We start from the raw sequence: 15,428 nt of genomic DNA, 5'->3' as shown, positions 1-15,428 counted from the left end.
CGTGACAGACATTACTTCGGCGGCCCGCTCGACGTCACGGGCCGGCGTTCCGGCTGCAGGTAGCGGTCGTACCACGCGAGGTAGCGCTCCAGTCGATCCCGGAGATACGGGACACGCGTGAGGCCATGATTCTGGCCCGGATAGACCACGAGTTGCGTCGGCACGTTGAGGGTCTTCAGCGCCTGGTACATCTGCTCACTGCCGAGGATCGGCACGTTGAAGTCGTCCTGCCCCCCCATGAACAGCGTGGGCGTCGTGATGCGGTTGGCCTTGAAGAAGGGATAGGAGAACTTGATCCAGAGGTCGACGTTCTCCCACGGCGGACCGAATTCGCTGTCGTACAAATACGTGTACTGGTCGTGGCCGTAGAGCGAGATGTGATTGGCGCTGCCTGCCCCGCTGATCGCGGCCTTGAACCTCGTGTCGCTGGCGATCACGTAGTCGGTCGTGAGGCCACCGTAGCTCCAGCCGCCGATGCCGAGCTTCTCCGGGTCAGCGACGCCAAGGGACACCACGTGCTCCGTCGCGGCCAGCACATCTTCCACCTCGAGGCGGCCCCAGTCGGCGAAGATGGCCTCCTGGAACTTCGCGCCGCGACCGGAGCTGCCCCGGTAGTTGACGTTCACGACGGCATAGCCGTTGGCGGCGAAGATTTGCCGCTCGAACTGAAACGCATGTGTATCCTGAGCGGTGGGCCCGCCGTGGATCCGCAGCAGCGTTGGATAGCGGCGGCCGGCGACCGCGCCGACCGGACGCGTGAGCAGCCCGTGTACGCGGGTGCCGTCGCGGCTCGTGAACTCGATGTTCTCGGCGGGCTGGAGCTGCAGGCCGGCCACGACCTCGTCATTGTGATGCGTGAGCCGGCGCAGGCTGCGACCTTCGACGGCGAAGAGCTCGGTGGGCTCGGTGGACGTGCCCGACGTGACCGCGACACGGCCGGCCGCGTGAGCGGGTGACCCGACGACGCGCAAACCATCGACGAGACGTTCGACGGCCCCGCCGTCAGGGGCGATGGCCGCGAGGTAGCTGGCGCGGTCGTCGGCCACGGTAAAGAGGATGCGGCGGCCGTCTGCGGTGAATCCCGCAAGAGAGGTACCGCGATCCAGCGCCTCGGTCAGCACGCGCGGCCTGCCGCCGCTGGCCTCCACGACCGCCAGCCTCGTGAGGCTGTGGAAGTTGAGTTTCGGCGCGCTGCCCTGTCCGTAGGCGATGAGACGGCTGTCGGGACTCCAGGCCAGGCCGCTGCCATCGGGTCCATCGAACGTCGTGAGCCGCCGCGAGGTCGCGCCGGGCCGCGCCTCCACGACGAACACGTCGGTGTTCCGCGTCCGGTCGCGATTCTCGTCATGGTTACTGACGAAGGCGATGGCCTGGCCATTGGGCGACCAGACGGGACTGCTCTCGTCGTAGTCGCCGTCGCTCGTGAGCAGTGTCGCGGCGCCACCGTCGACCGGCTGGATGAACAGGCGATTGCGCGACGTGCCAGTCAGATACGTCTGGCCGTCGCGCTTGAACTGGTACTTGTCGATGACGATGGGTGGAGGCAGCGGCCGATTTGCCCCGCCGCGGTCGGTGCGCTCCGACGGCGAGTCCTCCACGTCGGTGCCGTGCCGGCCGACGATCACGAGTCGTGTGCCGTCGGGCGCCCAGTCGAAATCCGAGACGCCGCCCCTGACGGCCGTGACCTGATGCGCCTCCCCGCCTCGCCAGTCGAGCACCCACACCTGTGAGCCGCGAGCCGGCCCCGGGCGCGCCGACAGGAAGGCGATCTTCGAGCCGTCGCGGCTCCAGCGCGGCGAGGTCTCGCTGGCATCGGCGGTGTGGGTCAGTGCCCGACGCTCCGAGCCGTCCCACTTCACGATCCATAGATCGACGTTCCGTCGATCGGCGGCGGCATCGGTCGTCGCGACCGTATAGACCACCCATTGGCCGTCAGGTGACAGGTCGGGGCTGCCGACATCGGCGACGCGGAACTGATCGTCGATGACGACCGGCCGGCGCTGCGCGGCAGATGGGACCGCGAGCGCGAGGACTGCGATGACGAGTAACGCGTGTTTCATGATGTGATCCTCGACACTCGATCAGAAGTTGAAGCGAACGCCAAACTCGATCTGCCGGGGCGTGGCGCCCGCGGCAAGACCGGTCGGCCGTCCGAAGAACGCCGACGTCAACGTGCCGTTCGGCAACCCGAGATTGGCGCGGTTCAGGAGGTTGAAGGCCTCGACGAACCCCTCAACCGAGTAGCGCTGCACGCGGACGAACTTCGAGACCCGCAGATCGACTTGCGCGAATGCCGGTCCGCGGTTCGAGTTCCTGGGCAGGCTCCCGACACGGCCAGTGAAGGCCGTGAAGTAGGTCGCGCGGCTTGCAGGGTCGCCAGAAGGGACGGCCAGATCAGGCCGGTCGTTGACGCTCTGGTCGCCGTTGTTGTCACTGCCGGTGGTCACCGTCCACGGCAATCCCGATCTGGCCTGAACGATGCCTGCCACCTGGAATCCCAGTGGAAGCGCCCAGGTGGTCGATGCGACCACCTGATGCCGCCGGTCGTTGTTGGCGACGGCCCGCTCCGCGCCTGGGTCATGGGAGTTCTGCGGCACGAAGCCGAAGTCCTCGACGTTGCGTTCCGCCCTGGAGAGCGTGTACGAGACGTTGAACTGCGGCCCGCGTCCGCTGCGGCGCTCGAGCGCCACGAGCAGTGCGTTGGTCCAGCTGCGTCCGGTCGTCTGGTACTGGACGACACGGAGGTAGCGGCTGTCCGGCCGCACGCCGGTGCCGATCGCCGGGGCATTGATGTCGAGCGCGTTGAAGAGGTCGTAGCCCAGCGTCCGCACTGCATCGACGCTGAGGGCGACGCCGCGCACGATCTCGCGTCGTGCGCCGGCGCTGAACGTGCGACTGAACGGCGTGCGGAACTCCGGCGCCGCCACGACCAGGCTTGGCCGGCTCGCCTGGATGGTGCCGCCGGCATACGGGTCGGGGAAGCCCGGGTTCAGCACCGTGACGTTGGTCGATCGCGCCGAGTTGCTGATGTTCCCCGAGACGTTGTTGAAGCCCTGGTCGTAGTAGACGCCGTAGCCCGCCCGCACGACGGTGCGCCCATCGCTCGTGGGCACCCAGTTGAGACCGACCCTGGGCGCCACGTTGTCGAGGTCCTGGTCGACGTCCACCGCCCGCGCTTTCGCGAAGATGGTCTCGGTGTCGTAGCGCAGCCCGAGATTGAGCGTGAGCCGATCGTGCGCCCGGAAGGTGTCCTGCACGAACGCCGAGTAGATTTCGTTCTTGCGCGGGTCGTACCAGTCACCGACGGTCTGGGTGAACTGGAACGGATGGGTCGATGGGTCGGCCGGGTTGAACGGCGCGTCGGTGCGGAACTGGAAGGTGCCGTCTTTGTTGCCGAGAAAGTACGTGTCCTGGTCGTCGAGCTGCACACTGACACCCGCCTTGAGCTCGTGCCGCCCCGCGGCCCTGGTGAGCGTGTCGACCAGCTGGTACTGCACGGAATCCCAGCCCTGAGGCATGTTGTTCGCCTTGCCGAGGTTGATCGATGGCCGGCTGATCGAGACGCCGCGGGGATCCGCGTATCCATCGACCGTCCAGGCCCGATCCAGCGTGCCGGCCAGCAGGCGGACCTCGTTCACCGTGCGATCCGAGAAGACCGACGTCAGTGACGCCACCGCGTCCTTGTACTTGCTCCGCTGGTCGTAGCCGCGCTCGTAGGGGTTGAGACCGCCGATGCCTGCTCCCGTGGTGGTCTGGCCGTCGTAGCGGAACCGTCCACTGACGCGGTGCGCGGCGTTCAGCGTGTACTCGCTCTTGATGAAGTACTGGTTCTGGGTCGTGTCCTCGGGGAACTCGCGCTGGTCGACGGGCACGATCGGCGACGTGACGACGTTGGTCGTGCCGGTGCCCAGCCGCTCGTAGCTCCCGAAGTAGTGCCAGCGATCGCGCAGCACGGGCCCGCCGAGGAAGCCCCCGAGCCGGGATTCCTCGAACGGCGCCTTGCCGGATCCCTGAGCCTTCGAGAACGGGTTCTGCGCATCGAGCCCGTCGGCGCGGTAGAAGCCGAACAGGCGTCCCTCGAGCGTATTGGTGCCGGAACGCGTGACGACGTTGACAAGGGCGCCCGCCGCCAGGCCGTGCTCGGCGGTGAACTGGTTCGTATAGATCACGTACTCGCGCACGGACTCGAGCGAGAAACTGCCACGGGTGCCGGCCACGCCCTGCTCGTCATTGGTCGTGCCGTCGACGACGATGCTGTTGTTCCGGGTCAGCTGCCCACCCGCGGTGATGCCGGTGCTGCCGACGCCCGTCACTCCAGGCGCCAGCTTGGCCAGACCGGCGAAGTCGCGTCCGGCCAACGGCAACTGGTCGAGTTGCGCCTTCGTCACGGTCGTGCCGAGCGCACTCGTGGTGCGATCCACGAGCGGCGCGCTGGCCGTTACCGTCACCGCTTCCGACAGCGACGCCAGCCCGAGGCTCACATCCACAGTGGCGGTCTGCCCCACGGTCAGTGTCAACCCGGTCCGTATCCCCGCGGTGAAGCCGTCGAGTGAGGCCGTCACTTCATACTGCCCCGGCGGCAGCGCCGGCGCCCGATAGAAGCCGCGGTCGTCGGTGACGACATCCCGGGTCAGCCCGGACTCCGTGTTCCTGACGTGCACCGTGGTCCCGGGCAGCACGGCGCCCTGCGGATCGGTCACGATTCCCTGCAGCACGGCACTGGTCACCTGCGCTGCGCTGGTGCCGGCGCCGAGCGCCAGCAGCACTACCCACATACGAACCAACGTTCTCATCACAATCTCCCTGCCCCGCCTGCAGCCACAGGCACCGCCACCAGCGAGACAGGTGTCAACCGTGTGCGTACGCACGACGGGCCACCATCCGCTGGCGGACGATGGCCCGGGACCGTCGGTCGAGGGGCGTTTACCGAACCTCTGACGACGTCACACGTACACGTTCATCCACCGCAGCCGCAACGACGCGCGGCGACAACATGGGCGGACAAGGCGCGTCCCTCGGGGACGCGGCCGAAGTGTCTGGGCTACCACCATGGATACAGTCCTTCGGACAGCGAGCGATGGATACGATCGACGACCTCATCCGACGGCTCGCTTGGCGTCGCAGGGTCGGGTTGTGGCACGGGTGTCTCGGACGTTCGGCGCGGGCACCGCCACCACGGCATGTGGCTGTCGAGAGCGAGCGGCCGGAGACGGGGGGGCTGGCCCGTCGTCGGGTTTGTCATGATCCCTCCTCCGCGCGCGTCGGCGAGCATGTTCGTGGCTGCCAGCAGGCGATGTGTTGACATCCTGAATCTCGAAAAGGCGCTTGCGCGCCGAAAACATCGCGGAAAAAGACGAAAGCCCGGAAGGCAGCAAGCCTTCCGGGCCAGATGTGAGAGTGGTCGGGGGGACGACGCGTTCAGATCATCGAGGCAGACGGCTGGCTGCGGGAGCAGGAACTCCACAACAGCAACACCGGCGGCTCGAGAACGTCGTCACGCTTCTCATCGTGCCAGTGCTGCCGGACGCTTGTCAAATCTCAGGGGAGCCAGCGCGAGGAGCAGCCTCGAGCTTGACAGTCGTCGCCGGCCCGTGTGATAAGGGGCCAGTGTCTGCTGACGTGTATTGCTCGTGTTGTTGTCGGAGGCTCGCCCTCCGCGCCGCTCGTGCTGTACGCGTGAACCGATTCGACCCGATGGCGTCGTAACCGTCGGACACACGGTTTCAGACGAGGGCCCGGAAGGCGTTAATTCGCCATCCGGGCCCTTTTCATTTTTCGGTGAGCAGCGCACTGCAACATGACCCGACCGCCTACCATCGAACCGTTCCTCGAGCCCGAAGTCCAATGGTACGAGCCATCCTCGGCGCACCAGCCCGGGCCATGGGAATCGACGGCGTCGACGATCAGCGCGGCTGCGATCCTGCTCGTCGCCTGGGACATCGTCGCCCAGGAGGGCCCGTTTCCCGGGCTCGTCCGACCTATCGACCTTGCGGCGCGGCCGGTGACCGTCGCCGTGGGGTGGCTGCTTGGCCTGGTGCTGGCAGCGGTCTCCCTCGGTATCTGGGCAGCCCATGTCCGCGGAGGGCGTCCGCCTGTCCAGGGGGCGATGGTCCTGCCGCGGCTCCCGGTGTTCCTGCGCTTTGATGGCCGGGAAGTTGTTGTGGTCGGCGGTGGCCCTATGGCGGCGTCGAAGATTCCCGCGCTGCTCCAGGCAGGCGCCAGCGTGACCGTCGTAGCCCCCACGATCGCCGACGCTATCGACCGAACCCGGGTTCGAGTCCTCGAGCGACGATTCGTCCCGGCCGACCTGGACGGCGCATGGTTCGTCACCGCGGCAGCCCCTCCGGACGTCAACCGCCAGGTTCGCGAGGCCGCCGAAGCGCGCCACCTCTTCGTGAATGCGGTCGACGATCCCGTGAACGCTACGGCTTATCTCGGCGGCACCGTGTCGCGCGGTGGCATCACAATCGCCATCTCGACCGCCGGACAGGCACCAGCACTCGCGGGCCTGCTGCGGGAAGGTCTTGAGGCGTTGCTTCCAGAGGATCTCGACGAGTGGCTGACGCAGGCACATGCCTTGTCGCGTCACCAGCGAGCGGAAGGCGTTCCGATGAGCGCACGCCGTCCGCAGTTGCTCGAAGCCCTGAATCGCCGCTACGCAGCCGGACCGTCCCCGGACTCACCCTCGGGCACCGCCCCATGAGCGCGAGCACAGCCGGCCTCGTCTCACTCGTTGGCGCCGGTCCAGGCGACCCGGACTATCTCACGCTGAAGGCGGTGCGGCGCCTGCGCGAAGCGGACCTCGTGCTGTTCGACGCGCTGGTAGCGCCAGACGTGCTGGCATTGGCAGCCGCGGCCGAGCACGTGTGCGTGGGCAAGCGAGCTGGCCGGCCGCAGACCTCGCAGGCGGCTATCCATGACGCCATGATCACAGCCGCGCGCAGCGGACGCCGTGTCGTGAGGCTGAAGGGTGGCGACCCATTCGTGTTCGGTCGCGGCGGGGAGGAAGCACTCGCTCTCGCTGAGGCCGGAATCCCGTGTGAAGTCGTGCCGGGCGTGACGACCGCCATCGCGGCGCCCGGGCTTGCCGGCATACCGGTGACGCACCGCGGTGTGGCCGGAGGCGTCGTCATTCTCACGGGAGCCGACGCTGCGACCTGCGCCGCCGCGCTCGACGCTTTGCCCGCCGACCTGCTCACCGTCGTGTTGCTGATGTCGCTCGGCACCAGGTCCGACGTTGCCAACCGCCTGCTGGCGCGCGGCTGGGCGCCCGACATGCCCGCCGCAATGCTGCTCGGCGCCGCCACGTCGGCCGCGTGGACGTGGCGAGGCGCGCTCGCGGAGCTCCCGACCGCCGTCGTGCCCGCCGATCGCGATGAGCTGCCTGGCACGATCGTGATCGGGCGGGTCGCGGCACTGCCGCTGGCGCTCCTCGGCATGCCGCCCGGCGTCACGGTGTCTGCAGCCGAACTCTTACCCGTCGCCCCAGCCACTCACCTGCCCTGAGGTATCACATGTCCTCTCACGAAGACCGACTCTCCAGCACCCACGGCCGCGCCAGACTCTCGTTTGCGAGTGATGCGGACATCGACGAGTTCGCCACGGTGCTCGGGCGCTTCGAGCGTGGCGAGATCACGCCCGAGGAGTGGCGCGTCTTCCGTCTGGTTCGTGGCACCTACGGCCAGCGACAGACCGACGATGCCCAGATGATCCGCGTCAAGATCCCACAGGGCCTGCTGAGCCACGAGCAGCTCGACGTGCTCGCCGACGTGGCCGAGCGCTACTCCCGCGGCTTCGGCCACATCACCACCCGACAGAATGTGCAGTTCCACTTCGTGCGCCTGCACGACGTCGAGCCGGCGATGCGCAAGCTCGCTGAGGCGGGCCTGACGACGCGCGAAGCGTGCGGGAATTCGGTGCGCAACATCACCGCCTGCCAGTTCGCCGGCGTCTCGGCCGACGAGGTGTTCGACGTCACGCCGTATGCGGAGGCGCTCACGCGCTTCCTGCTGCGGCATCGGCTGTCGTCGGCGCTGCCGCGGAAGTTCAAGATCGCGTTCGAGGGGTGCCAGCGCGACCACATCAAGCTCACCATCAACGACATCGGCTGGCGCGCCGCGCTGCGCGACGGCCAGCGCGGCTTCACGGTGTTCGCCGGCGGCGGCACCGCGACGATGACCGCGGCGGCCGCGGTGCTCTTCGACTTCGTGCCGGTCGAGGACACGCTGCGGGTGGCCGAGGCGATCATCCGCGTGTTCCACGAGCGGGGCGACTACACGCACCGCCAGCGCAATCGCATGAAGTTCCTGATCAAGGCGATGGGCTGGGAAGGCTTCAGAAGTGCCGTGCATCAAGCGCTCGCCGACGTTCGCGCCGCCGGGGTCGCCGATCTCGCCTTCGAGGTCGTGCCATCAGCCGAGGAAGGCGCGCCGACTTGGCGGCAGGCGCCCCCGCCGTCGGTCGAGGACATCGCACGGCGCGTGACCGCGGCAGCGGCGGCCTTGCACGGGCCGGGCATCCATCCGGCGCCGCGGCCGGGACAGCCATCCAGTGCGCGCGAGCGCTGGATGTGGACCAACGTGCGGCCGCAGAAGCAGACGGGGTTCGTGAGCGTCGTCGTCACCGTGCCGCTCGGCGATCTCAGCGGCGAGCAGTACCGCATCCTCGGCGCACTCGCCTCCGCGTATGGCGACGGCTCCGTGCGCGTTACGCTCGTGCAGGACGTCGTACTCCGGTGGGTGCGGCTGTCCGACCTGCCCGATCTCTACGCACGCCTCGACGCCGCCGGCCTTGGCCTGCCCGACGCCGACACCATTGCCGACGTGACGAGCTGTCCTGGAGCGGAGTCGTGCAAGCTGGCGGTGACGCAGTCGCGCGGGCTCGGGCAGGCGCTCGAACAGCACCTGCGCGCCACGCCGGAGCTGATCGATCTGGCGGGCGACCTCGACGTGAAAATCAGCGGCTGTCCGAACGGCTGCGGTCAGCACCACATCGCGACGATCGGATTCCAGGGCAGCCTGCGCAAGGTCGACGGCAAGGCGGTGCCGCAGTACTTCGTCCAGGTCGGCGGCGGCATCGATGCCGACGGCACGTCGTTCGGCCGCCTGGCCGCGAAGGTGCCAGCGCGTCGCGCGCCCGAGGCGCTCGAGCGGCTCGTCCGTCTGTATGCGCGCGAACGTCAACCGGGCCAGTCCCCGGTGGCCTTCTTCCGCACCCTGGCGGTACCCGCGGTGAAGGCACTGCTGGCCGACCTCGAGACCCTGACACCCGCCTCCGCCACAGCGGAAGACTTCATCGATCTGGCCGAGACCACGCCCTTCCGTCCGGAAACCACCGAAGGCGAGTGCGCGGTATGAGTGCGATCGCCCCGGCGGTCAAGGGCTCCCCACGGGTCGGCTGTGCCCCGTGCACGCGCGCCGCCGCGCCCGGCGAGTCGCCGCGTGCGGGCCGGTGGTGGTGGGTGCAGTCCGACCGCGAGCGCGGACTCGACCGCCGATGACTGCCATGCCGACGTTCCAGGGCGATCCAGCCACGACGCGCCTGCGACGGCTGCGGCGCACACCCGCCCTGCGCGGACTCGTGCGTGAGACGCAGCTCGACGTGGCCCACCTCGTGGCGCCGCTGTTCGTCCGTCATGGCGTCGACACCGTCCGGCCGATTGCCGCCATGCCCGGCCACGCGCAACGTTCAGTGGATCGCCTCATCCCCGAAGTGGAGGCCCTGGCAGCCGTGGGCATACCCGCCGTGCTCCTGTTCGGCATCCCGGCCCGCAAGGACGCCAGCGGGTCCGGGAACAGCGACCCCGACGGCGTCGTGCCCCGGGCCATCCGCGCCATCAAGGCGGCCGTGCCACACCTGGTCGTGATCAGCGACATGTGTCTCTGCGAGTACACGTCGCACGGGCACTGCGGCATTCTCAACGAGCCGGGCACGCCCGCGTATCGGCCGCATCTCGAGACGGGCTACGTGCTCGACGAGCCGACGCTGGTCGCGTTGCAGCAGGCGTCGATCGTGCACGCTGACGCGGGCGCCGATCTCATCGCGCCGAGCGGGATGATTGATGGGGCCGTGGCCGCCATTCGCCAGGCGCTCGATGGCGCGGGCCACGGGCACGTCGGCATCCTCGCCTATGCCACGAAGTTCGCGAGCGCGCTCTACGGGCCGTTCCGTGAGGCCGCCGAAGGTGCCCCGCAGTTCGGTGACCGCTCGCAGTACCAGATGGACCCGGCCAACGGCCGCGAGGCGCTGCGCGAAGCCCGACTCGACGCGGCCGAAGGCGCTGACGTCCTCATGGTGAAACCGGCCGGCCCTTATCTGGACGTGCTTGCGCGGCTGCGCCAGCAGACCGATCGGCCGCTGGCGGCGTACCAGGTGAGTGGCGAGTTCAGCATGGTGAAAGCGGCAGCCGAGCGCGGCTGGATCGACGAGCGGCGTGTGGCACTTGAGACGCTCACAGGGATCCGCCGAGCCGGCGCCGACCTCATCGTCACCTACTTCGCGAAGGACGTGGCGACGTGGCTGGCCGAACGATGACCCGGGCCGTGCGGCTGGCCGGACGCGCGTCGCCGCTGTCGCACTGGCAGCTCGACGCCGCCGCGGACGCCCTGCGTCGCGTCGGTGTCGAGGTCGAGACGGTCGTACTCGACACCTCCGGCGACCAGGATCTGCAGACGGCCATCGACGATCTGCCGTCGACGGGACCGTTCGTCGACACGCTGGAAGCCGCCCTGCTGCGCGGGGAGATCGACGCCGCCATGCACAGCCTGAAGGACCTGCCGGTCGTCCCGACCGCGAGTCTCACGCTGGCTGCCATGCTGCCGCGGGGCCCGGTGGCCGAGGCCGTCGTTTCACGCGACGGGCGCCCCCTCGACGCGTGGCCTGCCGGCTCACGGATCGGCACGTGCGCCGCCCGCCGTCGGCTGCAGGTGGCGTGGGACCGCCCCGATCTGCGCTGCGAGTCCATCCGGGGCCCCGTCGACGCGCGCGTGCGACAGGTCACGGCCGGCACCTTCGACGCCGCGATTCTGGCCGTCGCCGGACTGGCGCGCCTGGGGCTCACGCATGTGATCGCCGAGACGCTGCCGCTCGATCGCTTCCTGCCGGCACCGGGACAAGGGGCCATCGTCGTGCAGACGCGAAGCGACGACGCGCTGGCGTCGGCTATCGCGCGAGCCGACGACGCTGCGACCCGCGTTGCCACCGAGCTCGAGCGGGCCGTGCAGCAGGCCCTCGAGTGTCCCGACTGGGTGGTGGCGGCATACGCAGAGGTCGCGGGTGAGCTCCTCACGATTCACGCACGTGTGCTCTCACGCCACACACGACACCGTGTCGACGCGCGTAGCCGGGGACGTGATGCCGCCTCGGTACTGTCGGATGTGCTCGCCGATCTCGGCGCTGGCATGCGAACCGCCACGACGCATCGCACGCCAACGCCTGAGGTCGCGCGATGACCCCCGCCGTGCCGCCACGCGCCGGCGCCGCCCGCACGCTGGCGCCGCGGGTGTGGGTGACACGGCCCGCCACGGCCTCACCCGAACTCGTCTATCGGCTGGTTGACGCCGGGCTGGATGTCTACTGGCACCCGCTACTGCGGGTCGTGCCGCCACAAGACCTGGCCCCGCTCGACGCGGCGCTGCGTCAAGGCTCGCACGCGCACTGGACGGTCTTCACCTCGGCCGAGGGCGTGCGTGCCTGCGCGACGCGACTCGAACATCTCGGAGAGCGGAGGTCATGGCAAGGAGCGATTGCCGTCGTCGGCCCGGCCACCGCTGCCGCACTCGACGCGCTCAGCGCGACGCCGGCGCTTGTCGCCACGCCACACGACGCCACAGGCCTTCTCGCCGGCCTTCTGCCCCGACTGCGGGCTGGTGCGACTGTGCTGTACCCGCGCGCCGCTGGTGCCGCGCCGGCACTGGCGGACGGCCTGCGCCACCTTGGTGCCACGGTGATCGACCCGATCGCGTACGACGTCGTACCCACACCGGTCGAACCGCCGGCTGGCGACGTCGAGGCCGTTGTGTTCTGCAGTCCATCCGCGGTTACCGCGGCGACGCCGTTCGCCGCGATCCGGAGCCGGGCGATCGCCGCGTGCATCGGTCGCACAACCGCTGAGGCGGCACGACGCGCCGGCTGGCGCGTGGCCGTCGCCCCAGTGGCCACCGCCGCCGCGCTGGCCGACCTGCTGGCGAAAGCGCTCGACGGTGTGCGGTCAACGTTCGAGCCTGATGGTCGGCGTCACGTTGGGGAGGATCCTCTCGATCCGCACGCTGCCGTCGTCGTTGCGCGGCGCCTTCATGGCGTAGGCGTTGACCAGCGCGGACACAGCACGTGCGCCACTGATTGCGGGGAAGGTATCTGACGTCCTCCCCATGCTGAGAAACCTCTCGGTTGAGAATCCAATTGCGCCGAATGGTGACGTGACGGGGCGGACACACGCCAGAACCTCTGGAAGCACGCGTATCCGCGTCGCCTTGACACAAGGACACCGGCGGTCTATGCTCCCGGCAATGCGTTCGCTTCGTCGGAACACGTGTTGTTGTCGTGGCGGGTTCACTCCCGTCCCGGTCGCGTGATCCTGTGAACGCCGTGCTCGCCTAGACGCTCCATCACAGTTCATCGACCTCGGACAGGGAGTCACTAACTCTCTGTCGCTGGCGTGCCGTTCGCGCACATCCGCCAGCCGAGGTCACAACCGTGCTGGAACGCCGTTTCCGTCTCCGTTCGTTCATCGCTTTCGCCCTGGTGGCCGCTGTGCTCGCCTGGGCGCTAGCCGTGCAGGCGCAGGTTGCGGTGCGCAACCAGGGGTTCGTGCCCTTCAGCGACGCGCCCATCTTCTACCGCACGGCCCCGGTCTCAGACCCGGTGGGACGGCTGCAGAGCGCTCTCGAGACGGGCGCAGCGACGCTGACGCACGACGACACGTTCGGCTATCTCCCGGCGGTGCTCGACGCCCTCGATATCCCGCGGTCGTCGCAGATGCTGGTGTTCTCGAAGACAAGCTTCCAATACCGTCACATCTCGCCGACGACGCCGCGGTCGCTCTACTTCAACGACGACGTCTACATCGGCTACGTGCCGGGTGGAAAGGCGCTGGAGCTCATCTCGTTCGACGCGAGGCAGGGCGCGATGTTCTACCTGCTCGACCAGCGCGCTACTGGGCGTCCGGCCTTCCAGCGCGCCGAACTCGACTGCACGCAGTGCCACATTGCCGGCGCCACCCGACAGGTGCCTGGCGTGTTCGTGCGGTCAGTGTTCACGAGGCCGAGCGGCGTGCTCTCCACCGGCGCCCGCAGCTTCCTCGTCGGCCACGACACGCCGTTCGACGAGCGCTTCGGCGGCTGGTATGTGACCGGCAGCCACGGTCGGCTGCGGCATCTGGGCAATGCGGTGGTGCCTGCCGGCGGGGATCCTGAAGCCATCGATCAGGACGGCGCCGCGAACCGCACGGACCTGTCGCCGCTTCCGGCGCCGGGCATCACGCTGACCCCGCACAGCGATCTGGTCGCGCAGCTGGTACACGCGCACCAGACGCAGATGCACAACCTCATCACGCTGACCAACTACCAGACGCGGCTCGCGCTGCATGCCGCGGGCGTGACCGAGGGCGTGGACGTCGACGATCTCTCGGAGGCGCAGCGCGCGAGATACGAGGGCCCGGCCGAGGAGCTGGTCCGCTACCTGCTCTTCGCCAACGAGGCGCCGCTCGGAGAGCCGCTCGCCGGCACCTCAGACTTCGCCGACGAGTTCGCGACGATCGGCCCACGCGACCGGCGCGGGCGGTCGCTGCGGATGTTCGACCTCGAGACGCGCCTGTTCCGCTACCCGTGCAGCTATCTCGTCTACTCTGCCGCCTTCGACGCGCTGCCGGCGCCGGCGCTCGGCTACGTCTACCGCCGCCTCATCGAGGTACTCGATGGGCGCGACCGCTCGCAGCCGTTTGCCCGCATCGGGGACGCGGACCGCCACGCCATCCGCGACATCCTCACCGACACGAAACCGGCGTTCGCTGCGGCCTGGCGCCGCGCGCACGCTACGTCCCGCTAGTCGTCCATGTTCACCGTCATTCACAGGAGACCACCGTCATGACCTCTTACCCACGCACGCTCGCCGCGGCCGTCGCCGCCGTCGCGCTCAGCGCTGGTGCGACGTTCGCGCAGACCCCGCTCGACGGGCGCTGGAGCGCCACGCTCACCATCAACGACACGCCCATTCCCTTCCGCCTCGACCTGGCCACCGCCAACGGCCAGCTCGTGGGCACCCTCTTCAACGGCGAGGAGACGCAGACCACCACGCGCGCCACCCGGCAGGGCGACGCCGTGGAACTCGAGTTCGGGCACTACCTCACCACCATCCGCGCGTCGGTGGCCGACGGTGGCCTCACCGGCCGCGTCGAACAGCGCAACGGTCAGCCCGGAGGCTCGCCATTCCGCGCCGTTCGTTATGTGGCCCCACCGGAACTGAGCGGCTCGGTGCCGTCGATCGCCGGCACCTGGCACATCCCGTTCGAACCGGGAAAGGAGTCGCCGAAGGGCGAGAAGGCGTGGCGCTTCATCGTGAAGCAGCAGGGCGCGGAGGTCTCGGCGGCAGTGCTGCGCATCGACGGAGACACCGGCGCGCTGACCGGGCGCTTCGTCAACGGCACGGCCGTGGTCAGCCACTTCGACGGCTCACGTCCTGGCCTCATGGAGCTGACGCCGCAGGCCGACGGCACGCTCAGAATCCAGAGCCGCGGCAGCAATCGTGACGGTCACTACATCGCGTATCGCCCGGAAGTCGCCCGCGCCAAGGGCCTGCCCGAGCCCGCGGATGCCAGTGCCCACACCACGATGCGCGACCCCAACGAGGTGTTTGCGTTCAACTTTCCGGACGTGAACGGCCGACTCGTCTCCAACGAGGATCCGCGTTTCAAGGGCAAGGTCGTCATCGCCATCGTCACCGGCACCTGGTGCCCGAACTGCCACGACGAGGCGCAGTACCTGGTGCAGCTCTACAAGCAGTACCGCGACCGTGGCCTCGAGATCGTGGCCCTCGACTTCGAGGAACCCGAACAGCAGGATGAGCTGACGCGCGTCAAGGCGTTCACGAAGAAGTACGGCGTCGAGTACACCTATCTCATCGCCGGCGCGCCGATCGAGATGTGGGAGAAGGTGCCGCAGGCCGTGAACCTCAACACCTGGCCGGCCACGTTCTTCGTCGGCCGTGACGGCCGCGTGAAGCGCATTCACGCCGGCTTCGCAGCCGCCGCCAGCGGTGAGTTCAACACCGCGCTGAAGCGCGAGTTCACCGAGACGATCGAGCAACTCCTGCGCGAACCAGCGCCGACCTCGGCGGCCCAGGGGAAGTAGCGTGTCGACGACTGCCCAAAGGGTGCGGCGGGCGCTCGCGTCAGCGCTGACGGGCCTGCTCGCGCTGGCCGGCGCGGCGACGGC

General features: G+C 68.8%; 10 protein-coding genes and 1 pseudogene. 9 read left to right on the top strand and 2 right to left on the bottom strand.

Annotation, left to right across the window (positions count from 1 at the left end):
• Positions 1-11: 11 nt before the first annotated feature.
• Together Q0C41_RS15860 and Q0C41_RS15855 are read right to left on the bottom strand one after the other, a co-directional pair.
• Positions 12-2,060 carry a S9 family peptidase gene (locus Q0C41_RS15860; RefSeq protein ID WP_291985109.1) on the bottom strand — a complete coding sequence of 683 codons (2,049 nt, stop codon included), beginning with the start codon at positions 2,058-2,060 and terminating at the stop codon, positions 12-14.
• 21 nt (positions 2,061-2,081) lie between these two features.
• Positions 2,082-4,775, bottom strand: coding sequence for a TonB-dependent receptor (locus tag Q0C41_RS15855; RefSeq protein ID WP_291985138.1), 2,694 nt, complete (start codon positions 4,773-4,775; stop codon positions 2,082-2,084).
• Between the two features lie 1,022 nt (positions 4,776-5,797).
• Here Q0C41_RS15855 and Q0C41_RS15850 point away from each other — a divergent pair.
• From Q0C41_RS15850 to Q0C41_RS15815, 9 genes and pseudogenes are all read left to right on the top strand, one after another.
• Positions 5,798-6,703, top strand: coding sequence for a bifunctional precorrin-2 dehydrogenase/sirohydrochlorin ferrochelatase (locus tag Q0C41_RS15850; RefSeq protein WP_291985107.1), 906 nt, complete (start codon positions 5,798-5,800; stop codon positions 6,701-6,703).
• Complete coding sequence (gene cobA, locus Q0C41_RS15845; protein ID WP_291985105.1) at positions 6,700-7,506, top strand: uroporphyrinogen-III C-methyltransferase; 807 nt, start codon at positions 6,700-6,702, stop codon at positions 7,504-7,506. The genes Q0C41_RS15850 and cobA overlap by 4 nt, the downstream gene beginning before the upstream one ends.
• Positions 7,507-7,514: 8 nt before the next feature.
• On the top strand, positions 7,515-9,356 hold the full coding sequence (locus Q0C41_RS15840; RefSeq protein WP_291985103.1) for a nitrite/sulfite reductase: 1,842 nt from the start codon (positions 7,515-7,517) through the stop codon (positions 9,354-9,356).
• Positions 9,357-9,376: 20 nt separating this feature from the next.
• A pseudogene (locus Q0C41_RS31440) lies at positions 9,377-9,499 on the top strand (phosphoadenylyl-sulfate reductase); the annotation flags it as partial.
• Positions 9,496-10,533, top strand: coding sequence for a porphobilinogen synthase (gene hemB, locus Q0C41_RS15835; RefSeq protein ID WP_291985101.1), 1,038 nt, complete (start codon positions 9,496-9,498; stop codon positions 10,531-10,533). The pseudogene Q0C41_RS31440 and the gene hemB, both read left to right, overlap by 4 nt.
• Positions 10,515-11,450 carry a hydroxymethylbilane synthase gene (hemC, locus tag Q0C41_RS15830; RefSeq protein WP_291985099.1) on the top strand — a complete coding sequence of 312 codons (936 nt, stop codon included), beginning with the start codon at positions 10,515-10,517 and terminating at the stop codon, positions 11,448-11,450. Before hemB ends, hemC begins: the two co-directional genes overlap by 19 nt.
• A complete protein-coding gene (locus Q0C41_RS15825; protein WP_291985097.1) occupies positions 11,447-12,358 on the top strand; it encodes a uroporphyrinogen-III synthase in 912 nt (303 codons plus the stop codon). Before hemC ends, Q0C41_RS15825 begins: the two co-directional genes overlap by 4 nt.
• 335 nt (positions 12,359-12,693) lie before the next feature.
• On the top strand, positions 12,694-14,043 hold the full coding sequence (locus tag Q0C41_RS15820) for a hypothetical protein (protein ID WP_291985095.1): 1,350 nt from the start codon (positions 12,694-12,696) through the stop codon (positions 14,041-14,043).
• Positions 14,044-14,081: 38 nt separating this feature from the next.
• On the top strand, positions 14,082-15,344 hold the full coding sequence (locus Q0C41_RS15815; RefSeq protein ID WP_291985093.1) for a peroxiredoxin: 1,263 nt from the start codon (positions 14,082-14,084) through the stop codon (positions 15,342-15,344).
• Positions 15,345-15,428: the final 84 nt, after the last annotated feature.

It is taken from the genome of Luteitalea sp. (assembly GCF_022842525.1).
Lineage (GTDB): Bacteria > Acidobacteriota > Vicinamibacteria > Vicinamibacterales > Vicinamibacteraceae > Luteitalea.
This window is presented reverse-complemented; position numbering and strand designations above follow the sequence as displayed.

Excerpts from the sequence above, each read along its gene's own strand:
- Q0C41_RS15860 (WP_291985109.1), bottom strand. The coding sequence starts at position 2,060 with ATGAAACACGCGTTACTCGTCATCGCAGTCCTCGCGCTCGCGGTCCCA.
- Q0C41_RS15855 (WP_291985138.1), bottom strand. The coding sequence starts at position 4,775 with ATGTGGGTAGTGCTGCTGGCGCTCGGCGCCGGCACCAGCGCAGCGCAG.
- Q0C41_RS15850 (WP_291985107.1), top strand. The coding sequence starts at position 5,798 with ATGACCCGACCGCCTACCATCGAACCGTTCCTCGAGCCCGAAGTCCAA.
- cobA (WP_291985105.1), top strand. The coding sequence starts at position 6,700 with ATGAGCGCGAGCACAGCCGGCCTCGTCTCACTCGTTGGCGCCGGTCCA.
- Q0C41_RS15840 (WP_291985103.1), top strand. The coding sequence starts at position 7,515 with ATGTCCTCTCACGAAGACCGACTCTCCAGCACCCACGGCCGCGCCAGA.
- hemB (WP_291985101.1), top strand. The coding sequence starts at position 9,496 with ATGACTGCCATGCCGACGTTCCAGGGCGATCCAGCCACGACGCGCCTG.
- Q0C41_RS15825 (WP_291985097.1), top strand. The coding sequence starts at position 11,447 with ATGACCCCCGCCGTGCCGCCACGCGCCGGCGCCGCCCGCACGCTGGCG.
- Q0C41_RS15815 (WP_291985093.1), top strand. The coding sequence starts at position 14,082 with ATGACCTCTTACCCACGCACGCTCGCCGCGGCCGTCGCCGCCGTCGCG.